13 protein-coding genes are annotated in these 15905 nt (G+C 61.6%); 5 read left to right on the forward strand and 8 right to left on the reverse strand.

All coding sequences use genetic code 11. The annotated features are described in order from the left end of the window. Nucleotides 1–48 precede the first annotated feature (48 nt). Complete coding sequence (locus HX873_RS20610) at nt 49–813, reverse strand: GntR family transcriptional regulator (protein WP_003219095.1); 765 nt, start codon at nt 811–813, stop codon at nt 49–51. A gap of 329 nt (nt 814–1142) precedes the next feature. Here HX873_RS20610 and HX873_RS20615 point away from each other — a divergent pair, with 329 nt between their 5' ends. Then, nucleotides 1143–2333, forward strand: a complete 1191-nt coding sequence (locus tag HX873_RS20615; protein ID WP_003219099.1) for a benzoate/H(+) symporter BenE family transporter — start codon at nt 1143–1145, stop codon at nt 2331–2333. 54 nt (nt 2334–2387) lie between these two features. On the opposite strand, the gene HX873_RS20620 is transcribed toward HX873_RS20615, so the two are convergent. Continuing rightward, nucleotides 2388–2732, reverse strand: a complete 345-nt coding sequence (locus HX873_RS20620) for a YggL family protein (RefSeq protein WP_003219101.1) — start codon at nt 2730–2732, stop codon at nt 2388–2390. Nucleotides 2733–2968: 236 nt separating this feature from the next. On the opposite strand from HX873_RS20620, the gene dacB reads away from it, so the two are divergent. Next, nucleotides 2969–4429 carry a D-alanyl-D-alanine carboxypeptidase/D-alanyl-D-alanine-endopeptidase gene (dacB, locus tag HX873_RS20625; protein ID WP_003219103.1) on the forward strand — a complete coding sequence of 487 codons (1461 nt, stop codon included), beginning with the start codon at nt 2969–2971 and terminating at the stop codon, nt 4427–4429. Between the two features lie 136 nt (nt 4430–4565). Here the strand turns inward: dacB and HX873_RS20630 are convergent, their stop codons facing one another. Further along, nucleotides 4566–6965 (reverse strand): diguanylate cyclase, encoded by a 2400-nt coding sequence (locus tag HX873_RS20630; RefSeq protein WP_177028693.1) that lies wholly within the window; start codon nt 6963–6965, stop codon nt 4566–4568. A gap of 141 nt (nt 6966–7106) precedes the next feature. Continuing rightward, a complete protein-coding gene (rlmKL, locus tag HX873_RS20635) occupies nt 7107–9371 on the reverse strand; it encodes a bifunctional 23S rRNA (guanine(2069)-N(7))-methyltransferase RlmK/23S rRNA (guanine(2445)-N(2))-methyltransferase RlmL (protein ID WP_003219107.1) in 2265 nt (754 codons plus the stop codon). 531 nt (nt 9372–9902) lie between these two features. Between rlmKL and rmf the strand changes: the two genes are divergently transcribed. Further along, nucleotides 9903–10118, forward strand: coding sequence for a ribosome modulation factor (gene rmf / locus HX873_RS20640; protein ID WP_002553055.1), 216 nt, complete (start codon nt 9903–9905; stop codon nt 10116–10118). A gap of 120 nt (nt 10119–10238) precedes the next feature. On the opposite strand, the gene HX873_RS20645 is transcribed toward rmf, so the two are convergent. The 4 genes from HX873_RS20645 to sctC all read right to left on the reverse strand — a co-directional run bounded on the left by HX873_RS20645 (nt 10239) and on the right by sctC (nt 13830). Further along, on the reverse strand, nt 10239–11264 hold the full coding sequence (locus HX873_RS20645) for a quinone-dependent dihydroorotate dehydrogenase (protein WP_003219118.1): 1026 nt from the start codon (nt 11262–11264) through the stop codon (nt 10239–10241). Nucleotides 11265–11350: 86 nt separating this feature from the next. Further along, nucleotides 11351–11818, reverse strand: a complete 468-nt coding sequence (locus HX873_RS20650; RefSeq protein WP_003219119.1) for a transglycosylase SLT domain-containing protein — start codon at nt 11816–11818, stop codon at nt 11351–11353. Then, nucleotides 11815–12192, reverse strand: coding sequence for a winged helix-turn-helix domain-containing protein (locus tag HX873_RS20655; protein WP_023659087.1), 378 nt, complete (start codon nt 12190–12192; stop codon nt 11815–11817). The genes HX873_RS20650 and HX873_RS20655 overlap by 4 nt, the downstream gene beginning before the upstream one ends. A gap of 174 nt (nt 12193–12366) precedes the next feature. Beyond that, complete coding sequence (gene sctC / locus HX873_RS20660) at nt 12367–13830, reverse strand: type III secretion system outer membrane ring subunit SctC (protein ID WP_177123116.1); 1464 nt, start codon at nt 13828–13830, stop codon at nt 12367–12369. Between the two features lie 236 nt (nt 13831–14066). Here sctC and HX873_RS20665 point away from each other — a divergent pair, with 236 nt between their 5' ends. Next, nucleotides 14067–15266, forward strand: coding sequence for a CmpA/NrtA family ABC transporter substrate-binding protein (locus HX873_RS20665; RefSeq protein WP_003219123.1), 1200 nt, complete (start codon nt 14067–14069; stop codon nt 15264–15266). A 12-nt stretch (nt 15267–15278) separates the two neighbouring features. Then, nucleotides 15279–15854 (forward strand): ANTAR domain-containing response regulator, encoded by a 576-nt coding sequence (locus HX873_RS20670; protein ID WP_003219125.1) that lies wholly within the window; start codon nt 15279–15281, stop codon nt 15852–15854. Nucleotides 15855–15905: the final 51 nt, after the last annotated feature.

The raw sequence follows: 15905 nt of genomic DNA on the forward strand, positions 1-15905 counted from the left end.
TCGCGAGCAAGCCCGCTCACACATTTGGTTAGTGGCGAGCCTGGAAAATTACAGTTTTACAGACGAGCGCCCCGGCTTCTTTGTCTGCAACAGATGCGAGAACACCGCATGCAGGTCATCCGACGCGCTTTCCTCATCGAGGTTGAGCTTGCTGTCGATGTGATCCATGTGATGCATCATCAGGTTCACCGCCAAATCCGCATCCCGCGCTTCGATCGCGTCGATCAACTGCGTGTGCTCATCGTAGGAACAGTGCGAGCGGTTGCCGCTTTCGTACTGGGCGATGATCAACGAGGTCTGGGACACCAGACTGCGCTGGAAACTGATCAGCGGCGCATTCTTCGCCGCCTCGGCCAGCTTCAGGTGGAACTCGCCGGAAAGCCGGATGCCCGCGCCGCGATCGCCCCGGGAGAAGCTGTCGCGCTCGTCGTTGACCATCTGCCGCAGCTCGGCCAGTTGCTCGGCCGTGGCATGCTGCACCGCCAATTCGGTGATCGCACGCTCCACCAGGCGCCTGGCGAGGAATACCTGGCGGGCTTCCTCGACGCTCGGGCTGGCCACTACCGCACCACGATTGGGCCGCAGCAGTACCACGCCTTCATGGGCCAGGCGCGACAGGGCGCGGCGAATGATGGTGCGGCTGACGCCGAAGATTTCGCCCAGCGCTTCTTCACTCAATTTGGTACCGGGCGCCAGGCGTTGTTCGAGGATCGCCTCGAAGATATGCGCGTAGACGATATCGTCCTGGGTTCCACTGCGACCGGCCTTACCGGCTCGCGGCTGTTTCTTGAGGGGCTGCAACTGTTCGTTCATGGGCACTCGGGTCGGGAGAACGGCGGCGAATTGACGTTGACTGTAATACGGCACAGAGGGTCGCTGGCAAGTATCGCGTAAAATCAGCGCACATTGTACACAACCCAGTGCGCCAACACACTGTACGGCTGTTTGCGGCGCCGGCTGTATTGCAATGAATCGTTACGTTTGAGTTTAGGCTTGATTCCGCACTTTCTCCTTTGTAGGAGCGAGCTTGCTCGCGAAAAACGTATAAGCACCGCATTCAGTCAGGATGCCAGCGTCATCGTTAACGACCTTCGCGAGCAAGCTCGCTCCTACAGACAGCCCGGTAAAAGGAACACCGCCCCATGTCCGACGCCCCCCAAGCGCGATTACGCCCACTGGCCGACACTTCGCCTTCGGCCATCGTCGCCGGTTTCATCGCCATGATGACCGGCTACACCAGCTCCCTGGTGCTGATGTTTCAAGCTGGCCAGGCCGCCGGCCTGACCACCGCGCAGATTTCCTCGTGGATCTGGGCGATCTCCATCGGCATGGCGGTGTGCAGCATTGGCCTGTCCTTGCGCTACCGCACGCCGATCACCATTGCCTGGTCCACACCGGGCGCGGCGCTGTTGATCACCAGCCTGGGCGGCGTCAGCTACGGCGAGGCCATCGGCGCCTACATCACCTGCGCGGTGCTGGTGACGATCTGCGGGCTCACCGGCAGCTTCGAAAAACTCGTCAAGCGCATCCCCGCGTCCCTGGCGGCCGCCTTGCTGGCGGGGATTCTGTTCAAGATCGGCAGCGAGATTTTCGTCGCCGCGCAGCACCGTACCGGTCTGGTGCTGGGGATGTTCTTCACTTACCTGGTCATCAAGCGCCTGTCGCCGCGTTATGCCGTGCTCGCGGCACTGCTGATCGGCACGGCGCTGTCCGGGCTGATGGGGCTGCTGGATTTCAGTGGCTTTCACCTGGAAGTGGCAACGCCGGTGTGGACCACGCCGCACTTCTCCCTGGCCGCGACCATCAGCATCGGCATCCCGCTGTTCGTGGTGGCCATGACCTCGCAGAACATGCCGGGTGTCGCGGTGCTGCGGGCCGACGGCTATAACGTACCGGCGTCGCCATTGATTACTACCACCGGCCTGGCCTCGCTGGTGCTGGCGCCGTTTGGCTCCCATGGCATCAACCTGGCAGCCATCAGCGCGGCGATCTGCACCGGCCCTCATGCCCATGAGGATCGCAACAAGCGCTACACCGCCGCGGTCTGGTGCGGGATTTTCTACGGGATCGCCGGGGTGTTTGGCGCGACATTGGCCGCGTTGTTCGCCGCCCTGCCCAAGGAACTGGTGCTGTCGATTGCGGCACTGGCGTTGTTTGGCTCGATCATCAATGGCCTGAGCATCGCCATGAATGAACCCAGGGAACGGGAAGCTGCGTTGATCACCTTCATGGTCACAGCGTCGGGGTTGACGTTGTTTTCCATCGGTTCGGCGTTCTGGGGGATTGTCGCGGGGGTGTTGACGCTGGTGATTCTGAACTGGCGCAAGGCCTGATTCTTTAGACCCAGTAACGAAAAAGCGACCCGGGCGGGTCGCTTTTTCATGACATCAGACTGCCGGGTTAATCGGCTTTTCTGGGTGCCAAGCGTCCAGCAGGGCGCTGACTTCAACGCGGGTCAGCTCTGGACGAGCCTTCAGCCACGCTTCAACAGCGGCACGCTGTTCTTCGTTGACCGAACCACGGGTGGCTTTGCAAACCAGACCGAAGTCATCACCGCCGACGTAGTCCAGGCCGTTGCCGTCCATCGCTTCAGTCAGGAATGCTTCGAGGAAAGCGTCAACCGCTTCATCGTCCAAACCTTCTTTGAAGTCCAGGTTCAGTTCGAAACCCAGCTCTTGAAATTCATCAACGCACAGTTTTTTGCGCAGACGCCGGGAACGGTTAGTCGCCATTGGAACAATCCTCTTAAGTAATAACGGGCGGCACTTTAGCAGTTTAAGCAGGCCTTTGCCCGATTCTCTGGGACAGGCGGCAGAGTGCCAGTAAAAAAAACCGCCAATTGCAGCTATCGTTCAGCCACAAGTGCGACAGCCTTGGGGCATAATGCCGACACTTTCATGACCATTGAGGGATTTTTCGTACATACCCCTCACCTTTTTACCCCCTCAGCAGTAGGGTTTTAATTCTTATGATCAAATCTTTGCGTCCACTGTTACTCGCCAGTTTTCTTCTGCCCCTGGCCTTTTCCGTTACCGCCGCCCCGATCAACACTTCCCTGCCGCCCAAGGTCCAGGAAGCCCTTCAGAAAGCCAAGCTGCAAAACAATGCCCTGTCCCTGGTGATGATTCCCCTCAATGGCCCGGGCACACCTACCGTGTTCAACGCCGACGTGTCGGTCAACCCGGCCTCGACCATGAAGCTGGTCACCACCTACGCGGCCCTGGAAATGCTCGGTCCCAACCATCAGTGGAAAACCGAGTTCTACACCGACGGCACCCTGAGCGGCGGGATCCTGAACGGCAACCTGTACCTCAAGGGCGGCGGCGACCCCAAGCTGAACATGGAAAAACTCTGGCTGCTGATGCGCGACCTGCGGGCCAATGGCGTGCAGCAAGTGACCGGCGACCTGGTGCTGGACCGTGGCTTCTTCATCCCGCCGCAATTGCCGGAGTTCAATGACGACGGCAACGACGAGAACAAGCCGTTCCTGGTCAAGCCCGATGCCTTGATGGTCAACCTCAAGGCGCTGCGCTTCGTCACCCGCAATGATTCGGGCAAGGTGCTGGTGTCGGTCGAGCCGCCGATTGCGAGCATCCGCATCGACAACCAGGTCAAGGTCTCCAACGCCAAGCAATGCACCGGCGATGTGCGCTACAGCCCGATGACCGCCGCCGACGGCAGCGTCACCGTGACCGTCAGCGGCCAGTTGGCGGACGGCTGCAGCTCGCAGACGTATCTGTCGTTGCTGGACCACGCCACCTACACCGCCGGCGCCGTTCGGGCGATCTGGAAGGAACTGGGCGGCAGCATCCAGGGCCGCGACATCCAGGCGCCGGTACCGAAGAACGCCAAAGTGCTGGCTCGTGCGTTCTCGCCGGACCTGGCGGAGATCATCCGCGACATCAACAAATACAGTAACAACACCATGGCCCAGCAGTTGTTCCTGAGCCTGGGTGCGCAGTACCGCACCGATGCCGACGGCGATGACGCCAAGGCCGCCCAGCGCGTGGTGCGCCAGTGGCTGGCGAAAAAAGGCATCACCGCGCCGCACCTGGTGATGGAGAACGGCTCCGGCCTGTCCCGTGCTGAACGGGTCAGCGCCCGCGAAATGGCGACCATGCTGCAAGCGGCGTGGAGAAGCCCGTACGCGGCGGAGTACATCAGTTCGCTGCCGATTGCCGGCACCGACGGCACCATGCGTAAACGCCTGAAGACCACGGCCATGCGCGGCGAAGCCCACGTCAAGACCGGCACCCTGAACACCGTGCGGGCGATTGCCGGGTTCAGCCGCGACAACAATGGCAATACCTGGGCTGTGGTGGCGATTCTCAACGATCCGAAACCGTGGGGCGCGTCCTCGGTACTGGACCAGGTGCTGCTGGACCTGTATCGCCAGCCGAAACTGGCGGCGGCGGCCCCGGTCCTCTAACAGCAGCAAATATCAAATGTGGGAGCTGGCTTGCCTGCGATGTATACGCCTCGGTCTATCAGGAATACCGAGGTGATGCTATCGCAGGCAAGCCAGCTCCCACATTGATCTCTAATAGCTTGAATGGCCGTGCACTTCAGGCAAGCACCCGCTCTGCCTCAACCCTGTCCCTGCCCGCCTGCTTGGCGGCATAGACACCCGAATCCGCCCGCAGCAACAAGCTGTCGACGCCCTCCTCGACCCGCCAACTTGCGACCCCGAAGCTCGCCGTCACCGTGCCGACACCTTCCATCGGCTCACCGCGCAACGCCTGCCACAACTCCAGGGCAACATTGAACGCCTGGCTGCCGTCGGTATTGGCGCACAGCACCACAAACTCCTCGCCGCCCAGCCGGCAAAACACATCCGTGCGTCGTAACCGCTGGCTGATGCGCCGGCATAACTCCTTGAGCACTTCATCACCCACCGCGTGACCATGCTGGTCGTTGATGCGCTTGAAGTGATCGATGTCGAACATGATCACCGACAACGCCCCCGAGGCACGCTTGACCCGGATCATCTCGGCCTTCAGCCGGTCCTGGAAGTAGCGTCGGTTATGAATGCCGGTCAGGGAATCGGTAATCGACAGCGCCCGCAGCTCTTCCTCGACCCGCTTGAGATCGGAAATATCCGACACATAGCCATGCCATAACGTACCGCCACCGGCCAGCTCTTCCGGCGTCGCCTCACCGCGAACCCAGCGCAGCCCCCGATGGGGCAACTGCACCCGGTATTCTTCACGCCAATGGCTCAGTTGCAGGGTGGACAGGCGAATGGACTCCCGTACACGCTCGACATCCAGCGGATGAATCCGCTCGAAGACCTTTCGCGCATCCTGCTGCAACACCCCAGGCTCGATTTCGTAGATGTCGCGGATGCCATCGCTGGCATAAATGAAACGCGAGACATTGTTCGGTTCCAGGATGAACTGGAAAATACCGCCGGGCACATGGGCGCTGAGTTTCTTCAGCAGGCGGTCCCGCGCGGCCAGTGCCTCATAGGCGCGCTTCTGCTCGGTGACATCCAGGCAGATCGCCAGGTGCCCGACCCACAGGCCATGCTCGTCCAGCAGAACAGTGGCGAGCATGTTCACCGTCAGTTGGCTGCCGTCCTTGCGTACCAGCGTCCACTCGCGGGCCTCATGCACTGCATCGGCGCTGTCCACCAGCATCGCCTGGGCTGGCGCGATGCGCTTGCCGAGGATTGCGCTCAATTGCGCGGCACGGGCTTCCAGCTCGGGGGCCAGGTGCAGGCTTTCGAGGGTCAGGTGGCCCAGTACCTCTTGTGCTTCAAAGCCCAGCATCTGCTCGGCGCCGGCGTTGAAGGTGGTGATCACACCGCGCAAGTCCGTCGCGATGATCGCCACCTGGGTGGCCGCATTGAGCACGCTGCGCAGTTGGCCGTGGGTGCCTCGCAGTTCCTGTTCCCGCTGACGCAATTGGGCGGTGCGCTGCTCCACCAGCTTCAATGCGCGCTGGCGCTGGCTGACCACCACGTAGAGCAACGCACTGAGCAGCACACTCAGCAGGCTGCCCATGACCAGGATACTGACCAGCGACGAGTGATTGCCCTGCTGGAACACCTGGCTGGGGCGCAGGCTCAAGGCGTAGACGTGGTCGCCGAGCGTCAGCCGGCGTGCTGCCACCAGGTCACTGTCTGCCACGGGGTTGCTGGATTCGTACAACACCCGTTGCTCTGCATCGGAGGTGTCGACAATCTGCATCACCAGGTTGTCCCGTGCGGCCTTGGGCAAGCCATCGGCCACCAGCTGGCGCATGCTGATCACCGCCATGACGTAGCCGTAAGGTTCACTGTTGGGCACTTGTGTCGTCGGTGCCCGGCTGACCGGTGCCACCAGCAATACACCCATGGCATAGGCCGGCTCCACACCCACCAGTTGCATGGGCTGGGACACCGCCATCTTCCCTGACTGTTGCGCACGCTCCACCGTCGAGCGCCGCAGTGGCTGGGCCAACAGGTCAAAACCCAGCGGCGAGCCGAGAATGCTCTGGGTCTGGCTGTACAGCACCGGCACATACTCATCGCGATCAGTCGCCGGGGTCAGTTCGCCCGCCGCATTCAATTCACGAATGGAGAAATTCGCACCGCGCTCCGCCGTGATTGCCTGCTCGAACGCACCGCGCTGGTCACGCAAAACCCGGGGTGCCCAGGCATAGGCGCGGGTACGCAACAGCAAGGGCTGCGCGAACCCTTCGAACTCTTTGCGCGAGACTGTATTTGAATTGACGAAGAACCGCCGCAGGCTGCCCAGGCGTTGTTCCTGGTCCTCGAAACGCTCCTGGAGACGGCTGTAGCGCTCGTTGACCAGCAGTTGAAAGCGCTGGCGCATCTGCTGCTGGTAAAGCTCGGACGCGGCCCAGGCGACGACAATCGTCAGCGCGATACCGGCCAGCAACACCACCACCGCCACCAGCCACGCCGACACCTGCTCACTGATAAAGCCTAGGATTTTCGGGCGGACGGCATGCAGCGGCATAGACAAGACTCGGAACGCCAGCGTGCGGGTGCGTCACTTTGGCTAGGTCCTAAGTTATAGCCACAGGACTTGCGTTTGACCAGCGCAAAAAAAAGCCGCAAGGCCGGAATGATCCGGGCCTGCGGCTTCAGAACGCAGTGATCAGCGCGCGGTGATTTTCCACGCCCGATGGATCTTGGCGTTACGCGCAAAATCCGGGTCGATGGTCTTGTCGCTGATCTCTTCGACGGCATACCGCTCGACGAGGTTGTCTTCCAGCTGGAACTTGCGGAAGTTGTTCGAGAAGTACAACACGCCGCCCGGTGCCAGGCGCGCCATGGCCAGGTCCAGCAACTGCACGTGGTCGCGTTGCACGTCGAAGATGCCTTCCATGCGCTTGGAGTTGGAGAAGGTCGGCGGGTCGATGAAGATCATGTCGAACTCATCGCGGCTGGCTTCCAGCCAGGCCATCACGTCGCCCTGCTCCAGGCGGTTCTTGTCGGAGAAACCGTTGAGGGAGAAGTTGCGGCGCGCCCAGTCCAGGTAGGTCTTCGACAGGTCGACGCTGGTGGTGCTGCGCGCGCCACCCTTGGCGGCGTGCACACTGGCGGTGGCGGTGTAGCAATACAGGTTGAGGAAGCGTTTGCCGGCCGCCTCTTTCTGGATGCGCATGCGCATTGGACGGTGGTCGAGGAACAGGCCGGTGTCCAGGTAATCGGTCAGGTTGACCAGCAACTTGACGCCGCCTTCGCTGACCTCGGTGAACTTGCCCTGGGCGCTCTGGCGCTCGTACTGCTTGGTGCCGCTCTGGCGTTCGCGACGCTTGACCACCACACGGTTCTTGTCGATGCCCAGCGCCTGGGGAATGGCCGCCAGGGCATCGAACATGCGTGCCGAAGCTTTTTCCGGGTCAATCGACTTCGGCGCCACGTATTCCTGGACGTGGACCCAGTCGTGGTACAGGTCGATGGCCATGGAGTATTCCGGCATGTCGGCATCGTACACACGGTAGCAATCGACGCCTTCGCGCTTGGCCCACTTGCCCAGCAGTTTCAGGTTCTTTTGCAGGCGGTTGGCAAACATCTGCCCGCCTTCGCTCAAGCGCGCCTGCTCGACCACTGGGGCCGGGGCGGGTTTGATCGGGTTCCCGTTCTTGTTGTACTGGCGCTCTTGCGGCTCGGTCGGCGCCTGGTCGTAGGCCGCTTGCTCGCGCTCGGCCTGGCGTTGTTCCGGGGTGCGACGCTCGCCGGTGACGAACTGGTCCGGGGTGACCTTGATCAGCAGCAATTTGCACGGCAAGGCGCCGTTCCAGAACGAATACTGTTTGTGGCTGCGGATGCCCATGCGCTTGCCCAGGTCCGGAGCACCGGTGAACACCGCCGCTTCCCAGCCCAGGCACGCCTGGCGCAGACGCTCGCCGAGGTTCTGATAGAGGTACAACAGGCTGGCTTCATCACCCAGACGCTCGCCATACGGCGGGTTGCAGATCACCAGGCCTTTCTGGTTCTGGTCCGGACGCGGCTCGAAGGTACCGACTTCGCCCTGGTAGATCTTGATCCAGTGGCTGAGGCCTGCGCGTTCGATGTTGTTGCGGGCGGGTTGGATCAGGCGAGGATCCGCCTCGTAACCACGAATCCACAGCGGTGGCTTGGCCATGCCGATGGCGGCACGTTCGCTGGCCTCTGTGTGAAGTTTTTTCCACAGCGCCGGAACGTGGCCAAGCCAGGCGGTGAAACCCCACAGCTCACGGTTCAGGTTGGGCGCCATGTCGGCGGCGATCATCGCGCCTTCCACCAGGAAGGTACCGACGCCGCACATCGGGTCCGTCAGCGCGCCGCCTTCGGCAGCGATGCGCGGCCAGCCGGAGCGAATCAGGATCGCCGCCGCCAGGTTCTCTTTCAACGGTGCCGCGCCCTGCTGCAGGCGGTAGCCGCGCTGGTGCAGGCTGTGGCCGGACAGGTCGAGAGAGAGGATCGCTTCGCCACGGTCCAGGCGCAGGTGGATGCGCAGGTCCGGGTTGATCTTGTCGATGGATGGACGTTCGCCGGTCGGGGTGCGCAGCTTGTCGACAATCGCATCCTTGACCTTCAGCGCGCCGAAGTGGGTGTTGTCGATGCCCGAGCCATGGCCGCTGAATTCAACGGCCAGGGTGCCGTCGGCGAGCATGTGGTCTTCCCACTCGATGTCCAGCACCCCGTGGTAGAGGTCTTCGGCGTCCTTCATCGGGAAGCGCTTGAGCACCAGCAACACGCGGTTGGCCAGGCGCGACCAGAGGCACAGGCGGTAGGCGGTCTCCATGTCGGCCATGCCGCGCACGGCCGAGGTGTGCTCGCGGGCTTCCTCAAGGCCAAGCCCCACGGCTTCCTCGATCAGCAGGCCTTCGAGGCCCTTGGGGCAAGTGAGGAAGAGTTCAAAACGGTCCGACATGGGGCATTCCAGGCTTTTCAGCAATAAGTGAACGGGCGACGCATCGCGCGTTCGGTTTTCAATCAAGCGCTTTTCTTGAAGAACGCTCGTGTGGCACGAATGTGCCGTTCCACCCCGGCTACCGGCCTTTCGGGCCTTTATCGACGGGGCAGTTCAAGTATTTGAAGCAACAAAAAGAAACATTCCGACCCTTCGTCGAATAATAACCGACTGCAACAGGCGGACATTCTCACTAAAGGATTAAACCCATCCTCTTTGAAGGGCACATCATAGCTGGGTTTGCCCAACAAAAGGGGCGAAAAGCCATCCCAGCTTATGGCTATAGCATCATTATCGTTACGTGCTTATGACAAAACGATCATTGAATCCATGTGACCTATTGGTTAGAACTCAACACAGGTTGGCGCCGTAACGACGCCGACACATAGCTCGCCACGCCGGCAGCGAGCGCACCAACGGCAGAAAAACTCTGCCCGGCCTCGGACGAGGCCGAAGGATATCAAGACAGTCAACAAGTGAGGGAAACACCCTATGAGAAGACTTAAGCGTGATCCGTTGGAAAGAGCATTTTTACGCGGATATCAATATGGCGTTCATGGCAAATCCCGTGAGCTTTGCCCATTTACTCTACCGTCGGTACGCCAAGCCTGGATCAACGGCTGGCGAGAAGGACGCGGCGACAACTGGGACGGTATGACTGGCACTGCGGGAATCCACAGACTCAACGAACTTCACGCCGTCGGCTAATCAAGGGCATTTAATTCCGACACCAGCACGAATACGCAACCACTTAACCACGCACGCCCCATCCGGGCGGCGGGCTTCGGCCCAGGGGCTCCTTCAAGGAGCCCTTTTTATTGCCTGTTGTCAGCCGCGCGGCAATGCCGCAATCGCATCCACCGCCTGGCGAATCAACGCCGGGCCCTTGTAGATAAAGCCGGAGTACAACTGCACCAGGCTCGCGCCGGCGGCGATTTTTTCGGCCGCGTGCTTGCCCTCGGTGATGCCACCCACGGCAATGATCGGCAAGCGCCCTGCCAACTCGGCCGCCAGCACCTTGACGATGTGGGTGCTCTGGTCGCGTACCGGCGCACCGGACAGGCCGCCCGCTTCGTCACCATACGCCAGGCCTTCGACACCGACGCGGCTCAGGGTGGTGTTGGTAGCGATCACCGCATCCATGCCCGAATCCACCAGGGCCTGGGCCACCAGTACGGTCTCTTCGTCGTTCATGTCCGGGGCAATCTTGATTGCCAGGGGCACACGCTTGCCGTGGCGCACAGCCAAATCTTCCTGGCGCTGGCGCAAGGCTTCGAGCAGTTGCTTGAGGGAGTCGCCAAACTGCAGGCTGCGCAGGCCCGGGGTGTTAGGCGAGCTGACGTTGACCGTGACGTAGCTGGCGTGGGCGTAGACCTTGTCCAGGCAAATCAGATAGTCATCCACCGCACGCTCCACCGGCGTGTCGAAGTTCTTGCCGATATTGATCCCGAGGATACCGGTGTACTTAGCCGCCTGAACCCGTGACAGCAGGTTATCCACACCCAGGTTGTTGAAGCCCATGCGATTGATGATCGCCTCGGCTTCCGGCAGGCGGAAGATCCGCGGCTTCGGGTTGCCTGGCTGCGGCCGTGGGGTCACGGTGCCGATTTCGACAAAGCCAAAACCCAGCTGCGCAAAACCGTCGATGGCTGCACCGTTTTTGTCCAAACCCGCAGCCAGGCCTACCGGGTTGGGGAAATCGAGCCCCATCACCGACACCGGCATTTTCGCCGGGGCCTTGCACACCAGGCCATTGAGCCCCAGGCGGCCACCGGCACCGATCAAGTCCAGGGACAGATCGTGGGAAGTTTCCGGAGAGAGTTTGAACAACAGCTGGCGGGCCAGGGTATACATGGGCGGGCTTGACTCGGATGGCGGCGAAAGGTGGCGGCGATTATAGCCGGGGTGACGGGCTGCATGCGAGGCGTGCCGTCCAATCGTCAGTTACGGTGCGTCATCAGTTCCTCATAGCGGGCCCAGATTTTTTGCGCATAGCGAAGACGCAGGGCCTCACGCTGAGGCCCGGGCCCGCCGCCCACATTGTAGGAACCGATCGCTGTCCAGTTGTAGCCGAACTGTTTGACGAAGTCGGCAAGGATCGACGCCCCCACCTCCACCGACAGGCAAGGCTCATCCAGCAAGCGCTGCTCGGTAATGCCCTCCTTGAGCAGGCGCGGCAGGTGAATGCTGTTGATCTGCATCAGCCCGATATCACGGGTGCCGTTGTTGTTGGCGTAATTCATGGCCTTGGCGCGGTAGCCCGACTCCACTGCGGCGATGGCCTGCAACAATTCCGGCTCCATGCCGTATCGGCTGGCAGCCTCGGCCCAGCAATACGCCCGGGCTTCATTGCCGAAGCCGAGCGTGAGCATCAGCAGCAGCGCCCCCTTGCACCGGGCGCTGCTCATGCCTGCCCCCGACCGCAGGTGGAACAGACAGCGCCCACCGTCAGGCTGGTCATCCTGACCGCACAGGTCACCCGGTACCCTTTGCCGTATACCGTCTTGATCAGACCCTTGCCGCCCTTCAAATATTTGCGCAGCGAACAGATGCAACGGGTCAGGGACTCTTCCGTGGCCTCGTTATGGGGCCATGCCTGTTCCAGCAAGTGGTCCTTGGTCACCAGCACTCCGGCCGAGGACAGCAACAGGCGCAACACCTGCCACTCCTTGGGCGGGAGTTGAATATCCGAGTCTTCACTGGTCAATCTACCGTCGCCGTGCAACGTCCAGCGCTCAAAGACCATGGGGGTAGCCAGTACCCCATCGTTCACCACGGCCATTCGTACCTCCGCACCCAACTCACCTTCATTTCCAACACTGGTTTCCTGAAGGTCGCGACTATAAAAAGCCCACTCGCTGTATAGGAGAGGAAAAAACCCCATAGGCACTGATTTTTTCAGACTGGGCACGTAGGACCTTTCGACGATGCCCGCCCAGGGGCGCCACCAACGTTCTTATCCTTCGGTCACCCGGTTAAATGCCCGCTTCACCTGCTCATGCTGGGAGCGCGTCAACGGCGGCGCCTGCCCCGGCTCGGCAGCGGTATGCAGCACATTTGCGACCGCCGTCGCCTGAATCACAAACAATCGCACACTGTTGGCCATGGGCCCGTTGTAGCGTCCGAGCAAGGCTGTGCCGGTATCGCGCTGAAAATTCCCCACCAGCAATCGCCTGCCCGGAGCCACACGCACCACCGTGTTGATCCCCATCCGCTCCACCCCCGCCGAGGGTTTGTCGCGACTGGCAGCCTTGCCCATCTGGCGGCCATCCTCGACGGTGAGCAGCATCTCGATTTCATTCGCCTCGGCGAAGCGCGGCAGAACACTGACCTGCGTACCAAAGACCACCGGTTGCCATTCGTCGTGTTCTTCACCCGGCCGGGGCAGATAGAACGTCTGGTTGTCGTTGAAAACCGCGGGCACATTCTCCTGGGTGAGAATCACCGGCAACGTCGTGACCCTCGCTCGCCTGCGCAACTCCAAGGCGGTGATCCGCTGCATGAATGCTTCGTCCTCGATGGGTGCCATGACCCGGGTAGCTGAAGGCTTGTCCGCCCCCTTGTGCATGGTCGCGCTGATCTTCTTGAGCTCATCGCGGTCCACATCCACCAGCCACATCGAAACCTCCACCGCGCGCTTCGGTACGTCCAGTTCTGCCACCAGACCTTCGATAAAGCTCACCTGCGCGGGCTTGCCCTTGATCAGCAGGCTGTTGGTGTCCGGGTACGCCAGCACCGAGATATTCTTGTCGGCCAGTAATCCGGGTTGCCGCGGGGACGCACTCTCCCGCTCGACGGCCAGCAGTTTTTCGATCATGGATGCCATGCCCGGCACCGTGACGGTTCTGTCGCCCATGTTGTACTCGCGGTCTGCAACGTGGGTGTTGAGCACCTGCACCACCCCGATCCGCTGCGGCCCCAGGCGCAGTTCCGCACGCTGGCGGTCCATCAGTTGGGCCAGGCGCAGCACATGGTCGACATAGTTCGGCGGCCCGGACACGTAGAACACCCGCACCCCACTCGCACGCAGCGGGTAGCGCGCCTCTTCGAGCCCCGAACGGCGCATGAACCCACGCAGGAGGTCGACCGAGATATGCCGCAGGGTCACTACCGAGCTTTTCGCCTCGTCGGCGTCATAGAGGTAAAGCACCTGGCCATCGGTGTACCAGATCAGGCCTTGCTGCTGGGCGACCGACTCCAGCAGCGGTTGGGGCGAGTCGAAATCGAACGCCCCGCTGATGCGCTTGCGAGCTGCCGCCTGACTGACAACGATCGGCTGCCCCAGCGGCAGGGACAACGCGGTAAAAAAAGTGTGCAGGCTTTCATCACGGGCCTGGTAGGAGTACCCGAACGCGCCGGGGCTGCCCAGCAGCACCAGGCCGAAAAGCAGCGTCGAGAAACGGTGAAGGTGGCTGAACATGCCTGCATGGCCCGGGCTGAAAGAGCGGCCATACTGCGAGGCAGGCCAATTTCAATCCTGATGGAAAGCTGACGCCCAGCCCATCCTGTGCGCATCGTGGCATGTGCCTTGCTTTGCCTTGTCTATCGCAGCTCGCGCCAACGGCGGAACGGGCTCAAGGACACAGACGTCGTTACCCCGGGCTCTTCCTCTGAGTACCCGACGGAACGGCGTTTTTTTATGAAAGGTACGTATTGATGAGTGATCCCCTGGCTTGGGTCAACGGCAGCGATGCCCCGGAAAAGAGCAGCCTCAACCTGGGTTTCATGGCCCTGAGCGATTGCGCCTCGGTGGTGGTCGCCGCCACCCAGGGCTTCGCCCAGCCCTATGGCCTGACCTTGAATCTCAGGCGCCAGTCATCATGGGCCAGCCTGCGGGACAACCTGGTCAGCGGCGAACTGGACGCCGCCCACAGCCTGTACGGCCTGATCTACGCCGTACACCTGGGCATCGGCGGCGTGGCACCCACCGATATGGCGGTGCTGATGGGCCTGAACCAGAACGGCCAGAGCATCAACCTGTCCCGTGGCCTGCAACAGCTGGGGGTGACCAGTCCTGAGGCACTGGACCGCCACGTGCACCAAAGCCGAACAAAACTCACCTTCGCCCAGACCTTTCCCACAGGTACCCACGCCATGTGGTTGTATTACTGGCTGGCCAGCCAGGGCATTCATCCCCTGCAGGATGTGGACAGTGTGGTGGTGCCGCCGCCGCAGATGGTTGCGCACCTGCAAGCCGGGCGCATCGACGGCTTTTGTGTGGGCGAGCCCTGGTGCGCCAGTGCGGTGAAGCAGAACCAGGGCTTTACCCTGGCCACCACCCAGGCACTGTGGCCGGACCATCCGGAAAAAGTCCTCGGCTGCACCCAGGCATTTGTCGAGCAATACCCCAATACCGCCCGGGTACTGGTGATGGCGATCCTGCAGGCCAGCCGTTTTATCGAACAGAGCACGGAAAACCGCCGCTCCACTGCACAGTTGCTGAGCGCCCCGCAGTACCTCGACGCCCCGCTCGATTGCATCGAACCGCGCCTGCTCGGCGACTACGATGACGGCCTCGGCAACCACTGGCAGGATCCCCACGCGCTGCGTTTTTATGGCGACGGCGAGGTGAACCTGCCCTACCTGTCTGATGGCATGTGGTTCATGACCCAGTTCCGCCGCTGGGGCCTGCTGCGGGAGGACCCGGACTACCTCGGCGTTGCCCGGCGTGTGCAACAACTGGACATCTATCGCCAGGCGGCCAGCGCCGTGGGCGTGCCTGCCGGTGGCGAGGCCATGCGCAGCAGCCAGTTGATCGACGGAAAAATCTGGGACGGTTCGGACCCGGCCGGGTATGCCCGCAGCTTTCGCCTGCATGCCATGGCAGATGTTGCCAGCCGCCAGGCCTTGCGCTGACAGGAGGAACCCATGCTACGAATCCTGTTGATCAATGACACACCGCGCAAGGTCGGTCGGCTCAAGGCTGCGTTGACCGAGGCCGGGTTTGAGGTGATCGATGAATCGGGGTTGACGATCGACTTGCCGGCGCGGGTCGAAGCGGTGCGCCCGGACGTGATTTTGATCGATACCGAGTCGCCGGGACGCGATGTGATGGAGCAGGTGGTGCTGGTGAGTCGCGACCAGCCACGGCCGATTGTGATGTTTACCGATGAGCATGATCCGGGGGTGATGCGTCAGGCGATCAAGTCCGGGGTGAGTGCCTACATTGTCGAGGGGATTCAGGCGCAGCGGTTGCAGCCGATTCTGGATGTGGCGATGGCGCGGTTCGAGAGTGACCAGGCGCTACGCGCGCAGTTGCAGGCGCGGGATCAGCAGTTGGCCGAACGCAAGCGGATCGAAACGGCCAAGGGGTTGTTGATGAAAATGAAGGGGTGTAATGAGGAAGAGGCCTACACGCTGATGCGGCGTCAGGCGATGAGTCGGCAGCAGAAGCTGATTCAGGTGGCGGAGCAGATTATTGCGATGAGTGAGTTGTTGGGGTGAGAGGGGGGTCGGGGTGTATATCCGTTATTTAGGTAACGGCGACTATTGGTT

This window comes from Pseudomonas sp. P7758, from assembly GCF_013386485.1.
Taxonomy (GTDB): domain Bacteria; phylum Pseudomonadota; class Gammaproteobacteria; order Pseudomonadales; family Pseudomonadaceae; genus Aquipseudomonas.